Here is a 15,677-nt window from a genome sequence, read left to right as displayed (position 1 = left end):
TTCCATGCAGTGCCCCGAGTGCGGTGAGAACGCGGCGGACGTCCGCCTGGCCTACTGCGAGAACTGCGGCGCGAAGATGCCGGCACGCCAGCTCCCGCCCCCTCGCGCGACCAGCGCGAAGAAGAGCCAGCGCCCCAGCCGCCCCGCGTCCGAGCCGGCCTATGCGTCGGAGATCATGGACGAGGAGGAGGACGACGCGCGGCAGGGCCGCGACACGCCGCCCCCGCGTGGCTCCCGCGCACAGCCTCCCCCCGAGGAGTACGAGGACGAGGAGCCGTACACGGGCCCGCGCTGGCTGAAGGACGTGCCGGGCCACTCGCAGAGCGTGCTGGGCGTGGGGCTGGTGGCGTTCTCGTTGGTGCTGTCCATCCTCCCCTTCTTCCCCAGCGTGGGCGTGCTGGGGACGCTGCTGACGCTGGTGGGCTGCGTGGCGCTCGCCGCGCGGGAGCTGCGGCGCAGTGGCGACGCGCCCGGCTGGGTGGACTCCGTGCCGCTGGCGCTGATGCGGCCGGAGGTGCCCGCCGCGTTCACGCTGCTGCTCCTGGCGCTGTCGGTGCGGCTGCTCTCCGGCTTCAACCTGCTCTTCCCCCTCTGGGCGGCGGGGACGGCGCTCATCGCCGTGGAGCAGTACCGGCGGGTCATCGCGGAGCCGGATGGCGTGGGCCGCCACTTCGAGTGGCGCTCGCTGCTGGGCTTCCCCCGGGTGCTGGCGCTGGCGGGCGTGGCGGTGTGCGTGGCGGCGCTCTACCTGCCCTGGGGCAAGGTGATGGCGGACGGCTCGCCCCTGCCGGACAACGCGCCGGTGCCCGGCAGCGTGCGCGCCGGGCCACCGGAGCTGCGCGTGATTCCCACGACGCAGGCCTCGGATGATTCGCTCTACAGCGCGGGGGGCGGCGTCGCGTCGCGCTCGGGCTGGGACCTGCCCCTGTCGGAGCTGCCGCTGCTGGTGCTCCTGTCGGTGCTGGTGCTCGCGGCGCTGCGGCCGGACGTGGAGCGCCCGGCCTTCCTGCGGTGGGCGCCGGTGGGCGCGGTGAGCGTGAGCCTGCTCTGGGCGCTCGCGGGGGTGAAGCTCGCGGTGGGGCCCCTCGCGTTCCTCGTGGGCCTGGGGGCGGTGGGCTTCCATGCCGTGCGCCAGGCGCTGGGCCGGGACGAGCCGGCCGGGTACCTGCCACCGGACGAGGACCCCTACGACCCGGACCAGGACCTGGAGACCGAGCAGGACCCGGCGTACCGGGGCTGAGGCCTTCGGAAGTGCCAAAGGGGGGCTGCCCGAGCGGCGGGCGTGCGGCCCAGGAATCCCTGTGCAATACCCGTCAGGGGGCGGTAGTTAGGGACGGCCCCCGCTGGAGCCCCCGATGAATGCCGTCCTCGTCTCGTTGACCCTCGCCCTGAGCCTTGCCACGGGGCAGTTCGCGCCGCAGCAGGCCGCGAGTGAGCCGCTCGCGCCGGAGCAGGAAGTCCGGGTGCAGCAGCTGGCGAAGAAGCTGCGCTGCGCGGTGTGCCAGGGCCTGTCGGTGGCGGACAGCCCGTCCTCCATGGCGCGCGCCCAGTTGGACAAGGTGCGCGAGCTGGTCTCCGCGGGCAAGACGGACACGGAGATCGTCGACTACTTCGTGGCGCGCTACGGCGAGTGGGTGTTGCTGGAGCCGCGCGCGGAGGGCTTCAACTGGTTCGTGTGGCTGGGACCGGTGGCGCTGGTGCTGGGCGGCCTCTTCGTCATCCTGAAACAGCGTCAGCCCTTGCCCGAGGGCGCCGCGCCCGCGGAAGCCGCGCAGGTCCCCTCCCCTTCCACACCCGCGCCGTCTCCGGACGACGCGGACCCCTACCTCCAGGCCGTGCGCCGGGAGCTGGAGCGCTAAGCCATGCAGCCCGAGCCCACCAACTGGTTGCCCGGAATCATCGTCCTGTCGGTCGCCTTCGTGCTGGCGGCCGCGTGGCTCCTCTACATGAAGATGAAGACGGGGAGCGCGCTGCCGGACACCCCGCCCAGGGCGGACGGTACGGCGGACGACCTGGCGCAGCGGGCGCAGTCGCTCATCGAGCAGCTGCGGACGCTGGAGGCGGAGAAGCACCACTTCAGCGCGGAGCACTACACGGCGGAGAAGGCGCGCCTGGAGAAGGAGGCGGCCGCCGCGCTGCGCGCGAAGGACGAGCACCAGAAGCGGCAGGCGGCGGGAGAGAGGTCACCCGCGCGCAACGTGCCGGCGCCCACGGGCTGGGCGTCGCGCAATCCGCAGCTGGTGGGCGCGATGTGGGGCGCGGGCATCGTGGTCTTCTTCGGAGGGCTGAGCTACCTGCTCGTGTCCGAGCAGAAGCCGCGCGAGGAAGGGCAGATGGGCACGGGCGCGACGCCGCCGGGCATGGCCCAGCAGCAGGCGCAGCTGCCCGAGGAGAACGACGAACTGGAGCAGGCGCGCCAGCGGCTGGCGTCGAACCCGGGCGACGTGGAGGCCGCGTCGATGCTGAGCCACGAGCTCATCCGCCAGCAGCAGTTCGACGAAGCGATGAAGGTGACGCTGAAGGGCCTGGCGGTGGATCCGTTCAACGTGGAGCTGCGGGTGCACCGGGGCGTGCTGCGCGCGACATCGCAGGGCGACCTGCAGGGCGCGGAGCAGGAGCTGACGGAGCTGGTGGACACGTGGCCGGACGCACAGGAGGCGCTCATCTTCCTGGGCAGCCTGTCGCTGCGCCGGGGCGACAAGGCAGGCGCGCTGGCGCATTTCGAACGCTTCACGGTGGAAGTGCCCAAGAACATGCAGCCCCCGCAGCTGGCCCCCGCCATCGCCCAGCTGCGCGCGGAGGTCGCGCAGCCGTAGCGCTACGGTGTGCGTCGTGAAGGGCCGGGCCTCCGGCCCGCCTCCCCACCGTCACCTCGGCCCGTGCCCCCCCGGGCGTCAATGCACCGCGGCCTTCCTCCGACGGAACCGGCGCACCTTCTCCACCAGCGCGTCGGACAGCACCCCCTTCACCGCGTTGCGCGTCTGGCGGGCCCACGCCTCGGAGCGCGTGAACCACCCGCCCGCGAAGCCCGCGCCGTGCACGCGCAGCGACACCGTCTGCCGCTGCTTCGTCACCCAGTCGGACTTGTACGTCTCCGTGCCCCGCAGGAAGTCGTACTCCGTCAGGCCCATCTCGATGGCGTCCTTGAACGTCTCGCCCACCAGCACCAGCCCCACGCTGCGGTTGCGCCACGCCGGGTCATAGCCGGACTGGAAGTACACGAACGTCTGGCCATGGAGGATGCCGTACACGGACGCCACCGCCTGGCCGCCCACCTTCATCGTGTACATCCGCAGCCGGCCCCGCTCCGCCAGCCACTGCGTCGCATCCCGGTGGAACGCCTCCACCCCAGCGCCCTTGATGCCCTGCGACCCGCCATCCGAGGACCAGCGCAGCGCGTGCAGCCGGAGGAAGTCCGTCATCGGACCGGCCAACCCACCCGGCGCGTCCGTGCGCTCGATGCGGTAGCCGTCCTGCTTCTCCAGCCACTTGCGCCGGCGCAGGTAGTTGTCCCGCCGGCCCGTGCGCTTGAGGAAGGCATCGAACGGCTCGCCCGGCACCAGCGTCTCGTAGGGGCACACGTAGCGCTCCGACACGCGCACGTCGCCAAACACCTCGCGCGCCACGCCGAGCGTCGTCGAACCCTCACGCAGGTCCGTCAAATCCAACACATCCCACTCGTCGCGAAGCCCCTGGAGCACCTGGAAGAACGCCCGGGCCACCTCCGCCTCGCGGCCCTTGCGCGCCACCACGTCCAGGTAGTCGCTGCCCACGTGCGTCTCCCCCAGGAAGCCCAGGCGCCGCACGCGCACCCCGTTCACCCAGCGGTGCTCCAGCCCCAGCGGCAGCAGGCCCACCAGCGTGCCCAGCCTGTCTCGCGCCGTCAGCACCAGCGGCCGCACGTCGGGCGCGATGCGCCGGCACCACGGATACAGCCACTCCCATGCGTTGAACGGACCGGCCGTGCTCGCGTCCAGCAGCGCGTTCCACTCCGCCCGCATCCCCGCCAGCTGAGAGGCATTGCCCACCGCCGCCACGTCCAACCGCGGCGACAACCTCGGCCCCGACGTCAACTCGTCCTCGCGGATCACCGCGTCACCCTGATGCCTTTCCCGAAGCACTTCCCCGGCACCCGGGGGCCATTGCAACCCGGGCGCCAGTTCCTGGTCCCTCACGACGCGCGCTTGCTCGGCTGGCGCTCCGTCTTCAGCACCTCCCGCACCACGTCCGCCACCTGCCCCATCACCTCCGGCGACAAGTCCTGGTGGCACGGAATCTCCAGGATGGTGCGGCGCAGCTGCGCCACCTCCGGGAACTCCGCCGGGTCGCACGCGGGATGGAAGCGCTTCCAGAAGTCGATGGCGTCGATGCCCCTCTCCCGCAGCCTCGCCAGCAGCGCCTCCTTGTCCTGCACCAGCATCGGGTAGAACAGGGGGCTGACGCCCGGAGGCAGCTGGTTGAAGAGCGGCGGAGACACGTCGCGCAGCCGGCTCAGCAGGAGGAAGTAGTTGCGGCGGCGCGCCTCGACGATGGAATCCAGGTCCTGCGCCAGCGCGATCCGCTTCGTCAACGGGCTCATGCCCAGGTCCACGTGCCGCCGGTCGAAGTGCTGCGTGCCCGTGGCCACGCGCTCGATGCTCGCGGCCTTCACCGTGCCGTGCCCCACCGAGCGCACCAGGCCGCGCAGCCCCCGGCCCACCGCCCCGCCGCGCAGCTCCAGGTTCTGCAGCAGCGCGGACACGGTGTGGCTGAAGGTGGACGCCAGCGGCGGCGCCGGCGGCTCCGGCAGGCTGTACGAGCGCTTGCCATTGACGACCAGCGCACCCCCATTGGGTACCGGAAGGGTCTTGTAGAGGCAGAAGATGCCCACGTCGCCCGTGGTGCCCAGCGGCGTCGTACCGTCGGATGACAGCAGGGACAGCGCGCAGTCCTCGATCAACGGGATGCCGTGCTCGTCCGCCAGCTTGCGCATCTCGGCCACCGGGCCCGGGAAGCCCGCGTAGTGCGTGAGGTAGAGCGCGCGCGTCTTCGGCGTGATGCGCCGGGCCACGTCCGCCAGGTCCACGTCCCAGCGGCTGCCCACGCGGTAGAAGCGCGGCGTCGCGCCCGCGTCCACCACCGCCTCCACCTCCACGCCGTGGTGGTAGGCGGGCATCAGCACCTCGCCGCCATCCAGGCGCAGCATCTTGATGGCCAGCCAGATGGCGTTGCGCGCGAAGTAGAAGTAACGCGCGTTGGAAGAGGAGAACGGCGGCAGCGCCCCCGGGCGCCGCGGAGCCACCAGCATGCCCGGCCACAACGTGGGCAGGGAGGGAACGAACAGCTTGTCAGTTGTCTTCACCGCTTCCATCGCGCCATCACCTCTTTCGCAGCCGGCACCCACCGGAACTTCGCCGCGCACAGGGCCCGGCCAAAGGCGGTGTCATTGAACACGTAGAGCCAGGTGTGCCGCCGGACCTGATCCGTCCAGTCGCGCTTCCACACCATGTCCGGCCCCAGGAAATCGAACTCGGTGAGCCCCCGCTCCAGGCAGTCCCCCAGCACCTCTTCCACCAGGAGCTGCCCCGGGCTGCACTCCTTCAGGTTCTCGTCGTAGCCGGGCTTCAAGAGGAAGTAGCGGCCGCCGTATTCCAGGCCGTACTGGAACGCCACCGCGCGCCCGTCCACGCGCAGGAAGTACAGCGCCAGCCGGTCGCGGTAGGCCGCGTCGCGCGCCAGCTCCGTGTAGAAGCCGCGCGTCTTCGCGTCCTGCGCCATGGCCGTGCCGTTGGCGCCCTTCCAGCCGCTCTGCTCCAGGAGCAGCCCCTCCTCCAGCGTGCCCTCCAGGTCCAGCCCGCCGGAGATGCGCTCGAAGGTGACCTTCCCCTTCTCCTCCAGCTTGCGGCGCCGGCGGCGGCAGTTGGCCTTGAACTTGGACGGCAGCTTCGCGAAGTACGCGTCCTTCGTCGCGGGCAGCGGCACGTACGGAGACCGCAGGGACTCCCACTCGCCCACCGGCATCCGGGCCTGCCTCGCGGCCTCCAGCAGGAGGAAGCCCGCCCCGCCGTCCGGCACGTCCGTCAGCCGCAGCACGTCCCAGCCACCCGTCGCGCGCAGGTGCGCGAGGAAGGTCCGGGCCGCGGCGTCCGGCTCCCGCGCCAGCATGTCGAAGCGGCAGGAGTGCGCGTTGGCCGCGGAGGTGAGCTGGCGCACGGGCACGCCGTACATCGACGTGCGCTCCTCCACCAGAGGCAGCGCGGCGGCGAGCGCGCCATCCGCACCGCGCAGGGTCAGCACGCGCATGCGCGCCCCGGCGGCGAAGTTGTCCAGCCACAGCCGCAGGAACTCGTGCCGGTAGAAGAGCTCGTTGGAGGTCTGCTCCACGAGCACGTTCCACTCGGCTTCCAGGGTCATGAAGGCCGCCCGGTCGTTGATCTCCACGACGCGTGGGACGGCGGCAAGGTTGATGGCTTCCATATTCGCGGGCCCCCAAGGTGGTGATGGAAGAGGTGGCCTACAACCCGCTGCGCGCCATCTTCAGCAGGCACGCGGCGACCTTGCGGCTGTCGTGTCGGATCTTGGACCCCTCCTTGAGCAGGTCCGCCTGCACCGGAATCACGCCGGAGGACAACAGCTCCCGCGCCTCCGCCGTGACCATGAAGGAGCCCTTGCGCGCATAGCGCTGGATGGACTCCTCCGTGGGCATCCGGCCGTTGACGAGCACCGCGTCCAGCACCGGCCCCACGTGGTCGATGACGGCCTGCACGTGGTCCAGGCAGTTCATGCCGTCCGTCTCACCCGGCTGGGTCATCAGGTTGGCCACCATGACCTTCAGCGCGCGCGTCTCCTTCAGCGCCTGGGCCACGCCGTCCACCAGCAGGTTGGGCAGCACGCTCGAGTACAGCGAGCCCGGCCCGATGGCGATGAGGTCCGCCGAGTAGATGGCCTCCAGCAGGCCGTCCACCGGCGGAGGCGAACGGGGGCTCAGCGACACGCGGCGCACGCGGCCCTCGGCGCGGCAGATGTTGCGCTCGCCCACCACCTCCGTGTCGTCGTGCATCTGGGCCACCAGCTGCACCGACGCGAGCGTGCTCGGCAGCACATGGCCCTTTGCGCCCAACAGCTCCCCGGACAGCCGCACCGCCTCCAGGAAGTCACCCCTCAGCTCCGCGAGCGCCGCGATGAGCAGGTTGCCCACCGCGTGGCCGGCCAGGCCCCGCGCGCCGCCGAAGCGGTACTGGAACACGTCCTTCAGCGCGCTCTTGCCGCCCGCGAGCGCCACCAGGCAGTTGCGGATGTCGCCCGGGGGCAGCGCGCCGTGCAGCCGGCGCAGGCGGCCGGAGCTGCCGCCGTCGTCGCTCATCGCCACGACCGCGGTGATGTCCACGCCGGGCTGCCCCGCCTTGGGGGCCGCGCGGCGGGCCAGCCCCTTGAGCACCATGGGCAGGCCCGTGCCGCCCCCCATCGCGACGATGCGCGTGGGACGGTTCTTCGGCGCCTGCAGCAGCTCGTTGCGCTCCACGCCCTGCTGCTTGTTGCGCGCGTCGTCCTGGCTCCACTGCTCTGAGAACGGCGCGTCCACGTCCATGCCCACCATGTTCCAACCCCCTCGCCCACCCCAATCCATGGCTCCACCCTTCGCATCCCGGCCTCCCCCCACAACCGGAGGCCGCGGACCGTCCCCGACATCCACTGACGAACTGTCCTACCGGGCCCCCCGCCCCAGCAGCACGTGCCGCACCGTGTGGAAGATGATGCCGACGTCCAGGAAGAGCGACCCGTTCTTCACGTAGTACAGGTCGAACTCCAGCTTGTTGCGCGCATCCTCCACCGAAGCGCCGTAGGGGTAGCGGATCTGCGCCCAGCCCGTGATGCCCGGCTTCACCGCCTCGCGCAGGCCGTAGAACGGAATCTGCTGCTTGAGCTGCTCCGTGAACACCGGGCGCTCCGGACGCGGCCCCACGAAGCTCATGTGGCCCAGGAGCACGTTGAACACCTGCGGAATCTCGTCGATGCGCGTCTTGCGGATGAACCGTCCCACCCGGGTGACGCGGTCGTCGTTGGAGCGCGCCCACACGGCGCCGTTCTTCTCCGCGTCGGTGCGCATGCTGCGGAACTTCCAGAGCGGATACGCCCTGCCGCCCAGGCCCACGCGGTCCTGCCGGTAGAAGACGGGGCCCTTCGAATCCAGCTTGATGGCGATGGCCACCAGCACCAGGAAGGGCGAGGCCATCAGCAGGAGCAGCGACGCCACCGCCACGTCGAACACGCGCTTGAAGGCCCGGCGAAGGGGCGACACCGTCATCTCATCCGCGAAGGCGAAGTCGCTGGCGCGCAGGAACTGCACCGGGATGCGGCGCAGCACGCGCTCGCAGAAGCCCGCCGCGTCGTACACCCGCCGCCCGTCCAGCCGGCAGCGCAAGAGCGAATCCACCCAGTTGGCGCCGCGCATGTCGTCCGCGGCCTGCACCACGTAGGAGGCGTTGAGGCGGGCCGCCATCGCGTCCAGCCGCTCCTCCACCTTGCGCGGGTCCACCAGGGCCACCACGCGGAAGGACCCCTCGCCGCCGTCTTCGATGGCGCTCGCCACCGCGCGGGCCTTGAGGCCATCCCCGACGACGAGCACCGCGTCGGGCTCACCCACCAGCGCCCGGATGGAGACGCGCACCACCAGCGTGCCGGCCAGGGCGCCCATCGCGCCGCCCAGCAGCGTCCCGGGAGGCAGCACCACCGGGAGCATGAGCGGCAGGAGCAGCATCACCCCGCCCGCCACCATCGCGGTGACGCCCGCGGCCTTGAGGAAGCGGTAGCCGCGCGTCCGGTCCTCCGCGGCGATGCGCAAATCGTAGAGGTCCAGCAGGTACAGCGTGAACTGGAACGTCACGACGAAGGCCAGGCCCAGCCCCACCAGCGTGGGCCACAGCGTGGCGAACGGAGGCTGGGTGCCCAGGGGTGCGAAGAGGGCCGCGCAGGCCGCGGCACCCGCGACACAGGCCAACGCGATCGCCGAGGACTCGGCGAGGAAGAACGTCAGTTTCTTGGCTGAAAAATAGTGGTGGAAAACGCGAAGCACGTGACTCCTCCAACCCCAACCCGCCGCCGCTCCAGGCCCCCCGCCCCTCACCCCTCATCAGGGCGAGGAGCGGGTCGGGCCGCGAAACACTTCACCTCACCGCCACACCGCTACTTCCTCACGTAGTTCTTCAGGTATGGGGTCGCGTTCACTTCCGCCCCGTTGAGGACACAGCCCACCAGCGCCGCGCCCGCCAGCTGCTCCACCGCCTGGTTCACCACCTTGGAGGGGGTGACGTTGGCGCGGATGACCATCAGCACGCCGTCCATCTGGTGGCCCAGGATGGCCGCGTCCGCGAACGGCAGCGTGGGCGGCAGGTCCACGTACACCTCGTCGAAGCCGTCGCGCACCGCCTTGAGGAACTGCTTCATGCGGGCGCTTGCCAGCACCTGGGTGCTCTCCTCCGGCGTGGCGCCGGCGGGGATGACCGCCAGCCGCGTGGCGTTGAAGCGGCGCACCACGTCGCGCACGTCGCACTCACCCGCCAGGAGCTCCGCCAGGCCCTGCTTGTTGCGCATGCCCAGCGTGGGAGCCACCTGCCCCCGGCGCAGGTCCGCGTCCACCAGCAGGATGCGGCGCTCCGGGTTCGCCCGGGCGGCGGCCAGGGCCAGGTTCACGCTCGTCACCGTCTTGCCCTCGCCGGGCATCGCGGAGGTGAGCGCCACCACCTTCATCGGGCGCTGCTCGCGCATCCGCTCCAGGCGGTAGTACAGGGTGCGGTACTGTTCGGCGGCCGCGGAAGCAGGGGCCGTGAGCGTCACCACCCGGCGGTCCACCGCGTTCGAGGAAGCCGCGCTGTCGTCCACGCGGGGGAGGAAATTACCGGCCCGCTCCATCGTCGAGTCCATCTGAGTTCTCCAATCCTTTCCGTAGAGGGTCGGCAATTAGTTCAGGGAAGTCGGTGCGGAGACGCTGTTCTTGCTCCCAGCCATCGGCATCAGGATCCGCTTCTCCGTCTTGCCTTGCATGTTCGGGACCACCGCCAGGACAGGCAGCGTCAGGCGCTCGCGGACCTCGGTGCCGTCGCGCAGGCTGTCGTCGCGCATCTCCAGGACGGTGCCGGTGAGGACCCCCAGGGCCAGGGCCGCCAGCGCGGCGATGAGCAGACCGCTCATGCGGTCCGGGCGGGCGGGCGAGGAGGGCACCCCGGCGGGCGAGATGACGTTGAACAGGCTCTTGGCGCTCTTGGCCTCCAGCTCCTGGGCGATCTCCGCCTCCACCTTGCGGCTCACCACGCTCTGGTACTTGGTGCGGGCGATTTCGTAGTCCCGGTTCATGACCGCCAGGTCCTGGGCCCAGCGCGGGGTGTTGTTCAGCCGCGCCTGGTACGCCTCGGCCTGCTTCTGGAGATCCACGATGTCCTTCTGGATGTTGGTGATGAGCGTGGCCACGCGGGTGCGCTCGTTGCGCTCGGCGACCATGCGGCCTTCCGCGTCCTTGCGCTGGGCGGCGATGTCGCTCAGCTCACGCGCCATCCGCTTCACCTCCGGGTGGTCCTCGGTCCACTGCGTCTTGGCCTGGGTGAGGGTGCGAGCCAGCCCGCTCTCCGCGGCCTCCAGCCGGCCGGCCTCGCTGTCCGCGGCGTTGCGGGCGCGGGCCAGGTCGGAGCGGCGCGCCTCGGCCATGCGCAGCTCCTCGGACTTCGTCTGCAGCTGGGCGCCAATGCGCTCCAGGCCGCGCATGTTCATCTCCAGCTGCTCGGGCAGCTCGCCCAGGTGGTCCACCTTGAACTTGGAGATCTTCGACTCCCACGCGGACACGGCCTTGCCCATGGACACCATCTCCTCGTTGAAGAGGTCGGTGGCGCGGGCCGCCTGCGCCTGGCGGATCTTCAGCGTCTCCTCGGAGAAGATGGCCGGCAGGCGGTTGGCCACCTGCGCCACCACCTGCGGGTCGCGGCCCGCGTAGGTGAGCTCGAAGGCCGTCTCACCCTCGACGCGCACGGTGATGTCCTTGCGCATCTGCTCGACCGCCGCCTCGATGCCCTTCTCCGACACCAGCTCCGGATAGAGGTTCATCTCCTCGATGGCCTTCTGCAGCACCGGCCTCGCCAGGAGCTCCTGGCGGACGGTGACGAGCCGCTGCTCGATGAGCTCGCTCACCGTGCGCTGGACCATCTCCTCGCCGGGGCGCTGCGGCTCCACGCGCACCACCACGGACGCCTCATAAATGCTCGGCCGCGTCATCACGATGGCCGCACCCAACACGAAGATTGCTGCAGCGATCGCCCCCACCAGGGCCTTGCGGCGCCACAGCGCCGAAAGCAACTGGTCCGCCGTCATCCCACGCTCCATGATCCGCTCCTCCATCCTCGTACTCTTTCGAAAGTTGCCTACCAAGCAGTCATGACCAGACGGAGGGCGAACACGTTGCGTGTCAGGTCCCCCGCCCCAGCGACATCCGCCGCGCCCACCTGGGCGATGCGGTCGAACGCGCCCTGCAGCGCGAGCTTCCGGCTCAGCCGGTACTCGACGCCACCTCCCACCGCATAGCCCTGCGACACGTTCGTGGTGTTACGCCACTCCGTGTAGTGAAGCCCGGGAGCCGTCCCGTTCCGGAAGAAGCTGGCCGCCCCAAAGGCAGACAGCTTCTGGCTGAACCGGTGCGCCCCCATCAACGACGCGTAGTCCGCCCACACCGCGCCGGAGAAACCGCTCGCGCCCACCAGGTCGTGGCCCATGGCGAAGCCGAAGTCGCTGCGCTCACCCTCGCGCATCACCTCCAGCCCCACGCGGGGCAGCCACCCGCCGCGCGACGCGTCCGGCGGCAGGTAGCGCACCGGCCCGCCCCGAAGGGTGAGCGTGGTGGGCCGCGTCAGCCGGTAGCGCAGGGCCACGGAAGCGCCATGCGCCTGGCTGTAGTCGCCGTCATACAGGAAGCCCTGGTAGCGGTAGTCCACGCCCAGGGCCAGCCGGCGCGTGGCGCGGTACCACAGCTCCAAGGACGGGGTGTGCGCGTAGCCCGCGACCCGTCCCGGCTCGATGATGCGCGTCGCTTCGAACGTGTAGTTGCCGCGCACGTCCATGCGGTCCGTGACGCGCCCCGTGAGCCCCACCTTCGTCTGCGCATAGAAGGTCGGCGCCGTGGAGCGCGCCAGGCCGTCGCGCGGCAGCGACGTGGGGTCGGTGACCCGGAACACCTTCGCGGTGGCGTCCAGCCGCAGCCGGCGGGACAGCACGTTCTTCAGGCCCACGCCCGCGCGGTGGTCGAGCGTCGTCGTTCCGGAGCCGTGCCGCGCGAGCAGGTCCGTGGCGTAGAAGGACTCGAGCGTCAGCTGCTCGTTCATCACGTCCAGCCCCAGCCGCGGGGACAGCTTCGTCATGAACTGTCCGTTGGTGCCGGTGCCGCCCAGACGGATGTCGTTGTCGAAGCGCTCCTCCGCCGCCAGGCGCAGCCGCGGCTGCAGCAGGGTGGCCGCCTGCGCGGCCGGCGCGACGACGAGACAGCCTGCAATCACTGCCCGCTTCCAATTGCCCCTCACCGCCGCCCTCCCATCCTTGCCCACGCCCGCGCCCACGTCCGCTGCTTCCCCATGTCTATCTTTGAAGCGCCCGCGCCGTCCTCGGCTCACGGGACGACGACGGTGTCACCCGGCCGCAGGATGACGCCTTCGTTCTCGGCGGAGGCGGAGACCAGGTCGCTGTAGCGCACCGGGATCTGCCCGCCCTTGCCGTCCGTGCGGATGACGACGATGCCGTCGGAGTTGGCGAAGTCCGTGAAGCCGCCGGCCAGCGCGATGGCCTGCAGGAGCGACACGCGGCCGCGCAGCGGGTAGGCGCCCGGGTGGGCCACCTCGCCCGTCACGAAGACGCGGCTGCTGTTGACCTCGCGGACGATGACCGTCACGCGCGGCTCCTGCACGTACTGCTGGAGGCCCGTCTTGAGCATCTCCGCCAGCTCCGTGGGCGTCTTGCCCGCGGCCTGCACCTCACCCACCATCGGAATGGAGATGAAGCCGTCGGGGCGCACCGGCACCGTGCGCGACAGCTCCTGGTCGCGCCAGACGCTCACGTCGAGCACGTCCTCACGCCCGATGCGGTACGGCTGATCCGAATTGTCGACCTTCAGCGCCTGCTGATGAGCACAACCCGACAGGAGGAGCATCCCCATCACCGTCCAGAACCCCGTGCGCCGCATTCCCATCTTCCGCTCTCCTTCGTTCACTGATGTCCGCGAGAGCCACCGCTCACACGCCCTGAAGGGCCGGGTGGCTCGCTTCTGGCGGTGGCTCTTAGCAGCGCGTGTGCCAGCGCCAGGGGGGAGGGAAAACCCTTGGAATGCAGTGGGTTACGGCGTGCCACATCAGGCGCACATCCGCGCATCCGGGAAAAATTCCGGTCCGGGACCGGTGTTCTCCCCTGTGCTTTCTGCCGATCGCTTCCACGGGTTGGAAGGGGATTGCCCACCCCAACCCACGCATCTTCCACGCTCCTTCGTGCTCCCTCTGGGGCGCCCGCACCGGAGGCTCGGCACAGGACTTGAAGAGGGATGGGCGTCGAACAGCGGTTGGGGTTCAGGGGTCCAATTCAGTCCAGAGGGGGACAGCGGATGGGCAAGGTGGCAGGGGCGGTGGGGGTGGTCTTCATGCTCGGAACCAGCATCGTGGGGCTGTTGGGGACCACGATGGGCGGCAGCGTCGAAGCCGGCGTGCTGGGCATGGTGGGCCTGGCCCTGTACGGCGGCAGTTCGCTGTTGGGCGGCAAGGCGACGGAGCCCGAGGGCGTCGCGAAGCAGGCATAGCGCTCACGCCAACGCGGTCTGGATCGCTGTAGGAAACACAGGGCCTTCGGGCCGGAGCGGCGAAGAGGGAAGCCAGGCTTCCTCCCGCTGCCGGCCCGCGGGCCCTTGTCATGTCGTGGGTTCGCTTCAGCTCAGTGCGAGTGGCGCCCGGCTTCCGGAGGATGGGAAGCGTTCGCCTCTGGCAGGGCTCGCGGTTCCCCACCCGTGGAACGCGGCGGCACCTCCTGCTCCGGAAGCGGTTGCTGTGCGGTGCCCTGGGCCTCCTGACGGCGCAGGCGCAGGGCCCGGCTCCACAGGGCGATGCCCGCCCACGCGCCCACGATCGCCGCCGGCACGGCCACGACATGCGGCCAGTAGAGCGCCACGCCGGCCAGGGCCAGGGGCACCACGCCCGCGCCGAAGACGACCTTGGATTCGGTGCGGCCCAGCTCACGGTGGTTGGTGACGGCGGCGCCCACGGTGTTGCCCAGGCGCACCGCGCCCGCGGCCGCGCGGCTGACGCTGCCCCGCCGTCCAGGAGCCCCCCGCTGCGCGCGAGGCAACGGAGGCGCGGCGTTCATGCGCCGGGCCCGCCCGCTGAGTACGACCTCGGTCGCATGTTCCAGGTCCTGGAGGTACATGGCCTCCATCTGCTGGGCGAAGCGGGCGTCCTCCACGGCGACGTCGATTTCGGAGTTGCCCAGCCAGCTCGCGGGGTTGAGGTTGGACGACCCGACGCGCGCCCAGGTTCCATCCGCCACGGCCGTCTTCGCGTGGAGCATGGTGCCGTTCCATTCATAGACGCGGATGCCGGCCTCCAGGAGGGGGCGGTAGCCGGCCTGGGTGAGCGGGCGCAGCGCGGGGATGTCGCTGCTGCCAGGCACGAGCAGCCGCACATCCACGCCGTCGCGCGACGCGGCCCGGAGCGCCTGCACATAGGTGGCGGTGCCCACGAAGTACGCGTCGGTGAGCCACAGCCGCTTGCGCGCGAGCGACGCGATGAGCTGATCCACGCGGAACAGGCCCGCGCTCCACGGCACGCCAGCCACCACGCGCAGGGCGACGTCGCCCATGGGCAGGGAGGCGCGGGAGGACAGGCAGCCCTCCTCGTCCAGGGGAGGGCCCACGGTGCTCCACCCCTGGGCGAAGGCGCGCACGAGGTCCGCCACCGCGGGGCCGCGAATCTCCAGGCCGGTGTCGCGCCACGGAGCCACGCCCTTCGCCGGGTCGCCCACCCACTTGTGGCTCACGCACAGGCCGGAGACGAAGCCCACCTCGCCGTCGACGGTGAGCGTCTTGCGGTGGTTGCGGCCCAGCCACGCGAGGGGCCTGTCGAACTGGAAGGGATTGAAGGAGCGCACCTCCACGCCTGCGTCGCGCAGGTCGCGCCAGTAGCGGCGGGACGCGGTGCCCTGGCAGCCCAGCCAGTCATAGAGGACGCGGACCTGCACGCCGGCGCGGGCGCGGGCGCACAGGGCCTCCGCGAAGGAGCGGCCCACCTCGTCGTCCTCGATGATGTAGTTCTCGAAGAGGATGGAGCATTGGGCCTCGCGGATGGCGCGCAGCCACGCGGGGTAGTTCTCGCGCGCGTCGCGCAGGAGGCGCACGTCGTTGGAGGGCACGAGCGGCGCGCCCGCGGCGCGGGAGAACACCTGCTCGGCGAGGTTATGCTGTCGGCCGCTGATGCCCGACGACTTCACGATGGCCACGCGGTGTCTCCTCGAAACTTCGGGGCGCACCCGAAGACCCTGGGTGAGGTGCGGTTCCAGGAGGACCACCGCAAGGGCGCGGTGTGAAGGGATTCCGGTGCGCGCCCGGCATCGGCGAGGGCCTGTCCGTCCGGCTGCCCTCCCCTCGAGTCCAGGGGCCAGGGGATGCGCTGTGAGGAGCGGGGCTGCATGAGCAA

14 protein-coding genes are annotated in these 15,677 nt (G+C 70.8%); 4 read left to right on the top strand and 10 right to left on the bottom strand.

Annotated elements, in window-relative coordinates; all coding sequences use genetic code 11:
• Window positions 1–4: 4 nt before the first annotated feature.
• The 3 genes from KYK13_RS15460 to KYK13_RS15450 all read left to right on the top strand — a co-directional run bounded on the left by KYK13_RS15460 (window position 5) and on the right by KYK13_RS15450 (window position 2,816).
• Window positions 5–1,240 (top strand): zinc ribbon domain-containing protein, encoded by a 1,236-nt coding sequence (locus KYK13_RS15460; protein WP_223645205.1) that lies wholly within the window; start codon window positions 5–7, stop codon window positions 1,238–1,240.
• A gap of 115 nt (window positions 1,241–1,355) precedes the next feature.
• Entirely contained in the window at window positions 1,356–1,859 is a 504-nt protein-coding gene (locus KYK13_RS15455; RefSeq protein WP_223645204.1) for a cytochrome c-type biogenesis protein, read from the top strand.
• 3 nt (window positions 1,860–1,862) lie between these two features.
• Complete coding sequence (locus KYK13_RS15450) at window positions 1,863–2,816, top strand: tetratricopeptide repeat protein (RefSeq protein WP_223645203.1); 954 nt, start codon at window positions 1,863–1,865, stop codon at window positions 2,814–2,816.
• A 78-nt stretch (window positions 2,817–2,894) separates the two neighbouring features.
• Here KYK13_RS15450 and KYK13_RS15445 read toward each other — a convergent pair whose 3' ends face one another.
• The 9 genes from KYK13_RS15445 to KYK13_RS15405 form a co-directional block, all read right to left on the bottom strand.
• Window positions 2,895–4,091, bottom strand: a complete 1,197-nt coding sequence (locus KYK13_RS15445) for a GNAT family N-acetyltransferase (RefSeq protein WP_223645202.1) — start codon at window positions 4,089–4,091, stop codon at window positions 2,895–2,897.
• A gap of 80 nt (window positions 4,092–4,171) precedes the next feature.
• Entirely contained in the window at window positions 4,172–5,350 is a 1,179-nt protein-coding gene (locus tag KYK13_RS15440; RefSeq protein ID WP_223645201.1) for a DegT/DnrJ/EryC1/StrS family aminotransferase, read from the bottom strand.
• Window positions 5,338–6,456 (bottom strand): GNAT family N-acetyltransferase, encoded by a 1,119-nt coding sequence (locus KYK13_RS15435; protein ID WP_223645200.1) that lies wholly within the window; start codon window positions 6,454–6,456, stop codon window positions 5,338–5,340. The genes KYK13_RS15440 and KYK13_RS15435 overlap by 13 nt, the downstream gene beginning before the upstream one ends.
• 37 nt (window positions 6,457–6,493) lie before the next feature.
• Complete coding sequence (gene yvcK / locus KYK13_RS15430) at window positions 6,494–7,576, bottom strand: gluconeogenesis factor YvcK family protein (RefSeq protein WP_223645199.1); 1,083 nt, start codon at window positions 7,574–7,576, stop codon at window positions 6,494–6,496.
• Between the two features lie 108 nt (window positions 7,577–7,684).
• On the bottom strand, window positions 7,685–9,052 hold the full coding sequence (exoE, locus tag KYK13_RS15425) for a polyisoprenyl-phosphate hexose-1-phosphate transferase ExoE (protein ID WP_223645198.1): 1,368 nt from the start codon (window positions 9,050–9,052) through the stop codon (window positions 7,685–7,687).
• Window positions 9,053–9,162: 110 nt separating this feature from the next.
• The gene (locus KYK13_RS15420) at window positions 9,163–9,900 is read right to left on the bottom strand and encodes a CpsD/CapB family tyrosine-protein kinase (protein WP_223645197.1); all 738 of its coding nucleotides are present in this window, start codon (window positions 9,898–9,900) and stop codon (window positions 9,163–9,165) included.
• A 36-nt stretch (window positions 9,901–9,936) separates the two neighbouring features.
• Entirely contained in the window at window positions 9,937–11,346 is a 1,410-nt protein-coding gene (locus KYK13_RS15415; protein WP_223645196.1) for a Wzz/FepE/Etk N-terminal domain-containing protein, read from the bottom strand.
• Between the two features lie 38 nt (window positions 11,347–11,384).
• Entirely contained in the window at window positions 11,385–12,533 is a 1,149-nt protein-coding gene (locus tag KYK13_RS15410; RefSeq protein ID WP_223645195.1) for a hypothetical protein, read from the bottom strand.
• Window positions 12,534–12,619: 86 nt separating this feature from the next.
• The gene (locus tag KYK13_RS15405; RefSeq protein WP_223645194.1) at window positions 12,620–13,195 is read right to left on the bottom strand and encodes a polysaccharide biosynthesis/export family protein; all 576 of its coding nucleotides are present in this window, start codon (window positions 13,193–13,195) and stop codon (window positions 12,620–12,622) included.
• Window positions 13,196–13,600: 405 nt separating this feature from the next.
• Between KYK13_RS15405 and KYK13_RS15400 the strand changes: the two genes are divergently transcribed.
• Entirely contained in the window at window positions 13,601–13,792 is a 192-nt protein-coding gene (locus KYK13_RS15400) for a hypothetical protein (protein WP_223645193.1), read from the top strand.
• A 131-nt stretch (window positions 13,793–13,923) separates the two neighbouring features.
• On the opposite strand, the gene KYK13_RS15395 is transcribed toward KYK13_RS15400, so the two are convergent.
• Window positions 13,924–15,480: a phosphatidylserine/phosphatidylglycerophosphate/cardiolipin synthase family protein gene (locus KYK13_RS15395; protein WP_223645192.1), complete on the bottom strand. Its 1,557-nt coding sequence runs from the start codon at window positions 15,478–15,480 to the stop codon at window positions 13,924–13,926.
• Window positions 15,481–15,677 lie beyond the last annotated feature (197 nt).

The organism is Corallococcus sp. EGB (assembly GCF_019968905.1).
GTDB lineage: Bacteria > Myxococcota > Myxococcia > Myxococcales > Myxococcaceae > Corallococcus.
Note: the sequence above shows the minus strand (reverse complement) of the source record. Positions and strands in the feature narration are given on the sequence as shown.

What these genes read in the sequence shown, in the direction of transcription:
- KYK13_RS15460 (WP_223645205.1), top strand. Translation starts at nt 5, where the DNA reads ATGCAGTGCCCCGAGTGCGGTGAGAACGCGGCGGACGTCCGCCTGGCC.
- KYK13_RS15455 (WP_223645204.1), top strand. Translation starts at nt 1,356, where the DNA reads ATGAATGCCGTCCTCGTCTCGTTGACCCTCGCCCTGAGCCTTGCCACG.
- KYK13_RS15450 (WP_223645203.1), top strand. Translation starts at nt 1,863, where the DNA reads ATGCAGCCCGAGCCCACCAACTGGTTGCCCGGAATCATCGTCCTGTCG.
- KYK13_RS15440 (WP_223645201.1), bottom strand. Translation starts at nt 5,350, where the DNA reads ATGGAAGCGGTGAAGACAACTGACAAGCTGTTCGTTCCCTCCCTGCCC.
- KYK13_RS15435 (WP_223645200.1), bottom strand. Translation starts at nt 6,456, where the DNA reads ATGGAAGCCATCAACCTTGCCGCCGTCCCACGCGTCGTGGAGATCAAC.
- yvcK (WP_223645199.1), bottom strand. Translation starts at nt 7,576, where the DNA reads ATGGTGGGCATGGACGTGGACGCGCCGTTCTCAGAGCAGTGGAGCCAG.
- KYK13_RS15420 (WP_223645197.1), bottom strand. Translation starts at nt 9,900, where the DNA reads ATGGACTCGACGATGGAGCGGGCCGGTAATTTCCTCCCCCGCGTGGAC.
- KYK13_RS15415 (WP_223645196.1), bottom strand. Translation starts at nt 11,346, where the DNA reads ATGGAGCGTGGGATGACGGCGGACCAGTTGCTTTCGGCGCTGTGGCGC.
- KYK13_RS15405 (WP_223645194.1), bottom strand. Translation starts at nt 13,195, where the DNA reads ATGGGAATGCGGCGCACGGGGTTCTGGACGGTGATGGGGATGCTCCTC.
- KYK13_RS15400 (WP_223645193.1), top strand. Translation starts at nt 13,601, where the DNA reads ATGGGCAAGGTGGCAGGGGCGGTGGGGGTGGTCTTCATGCTCGGAACC.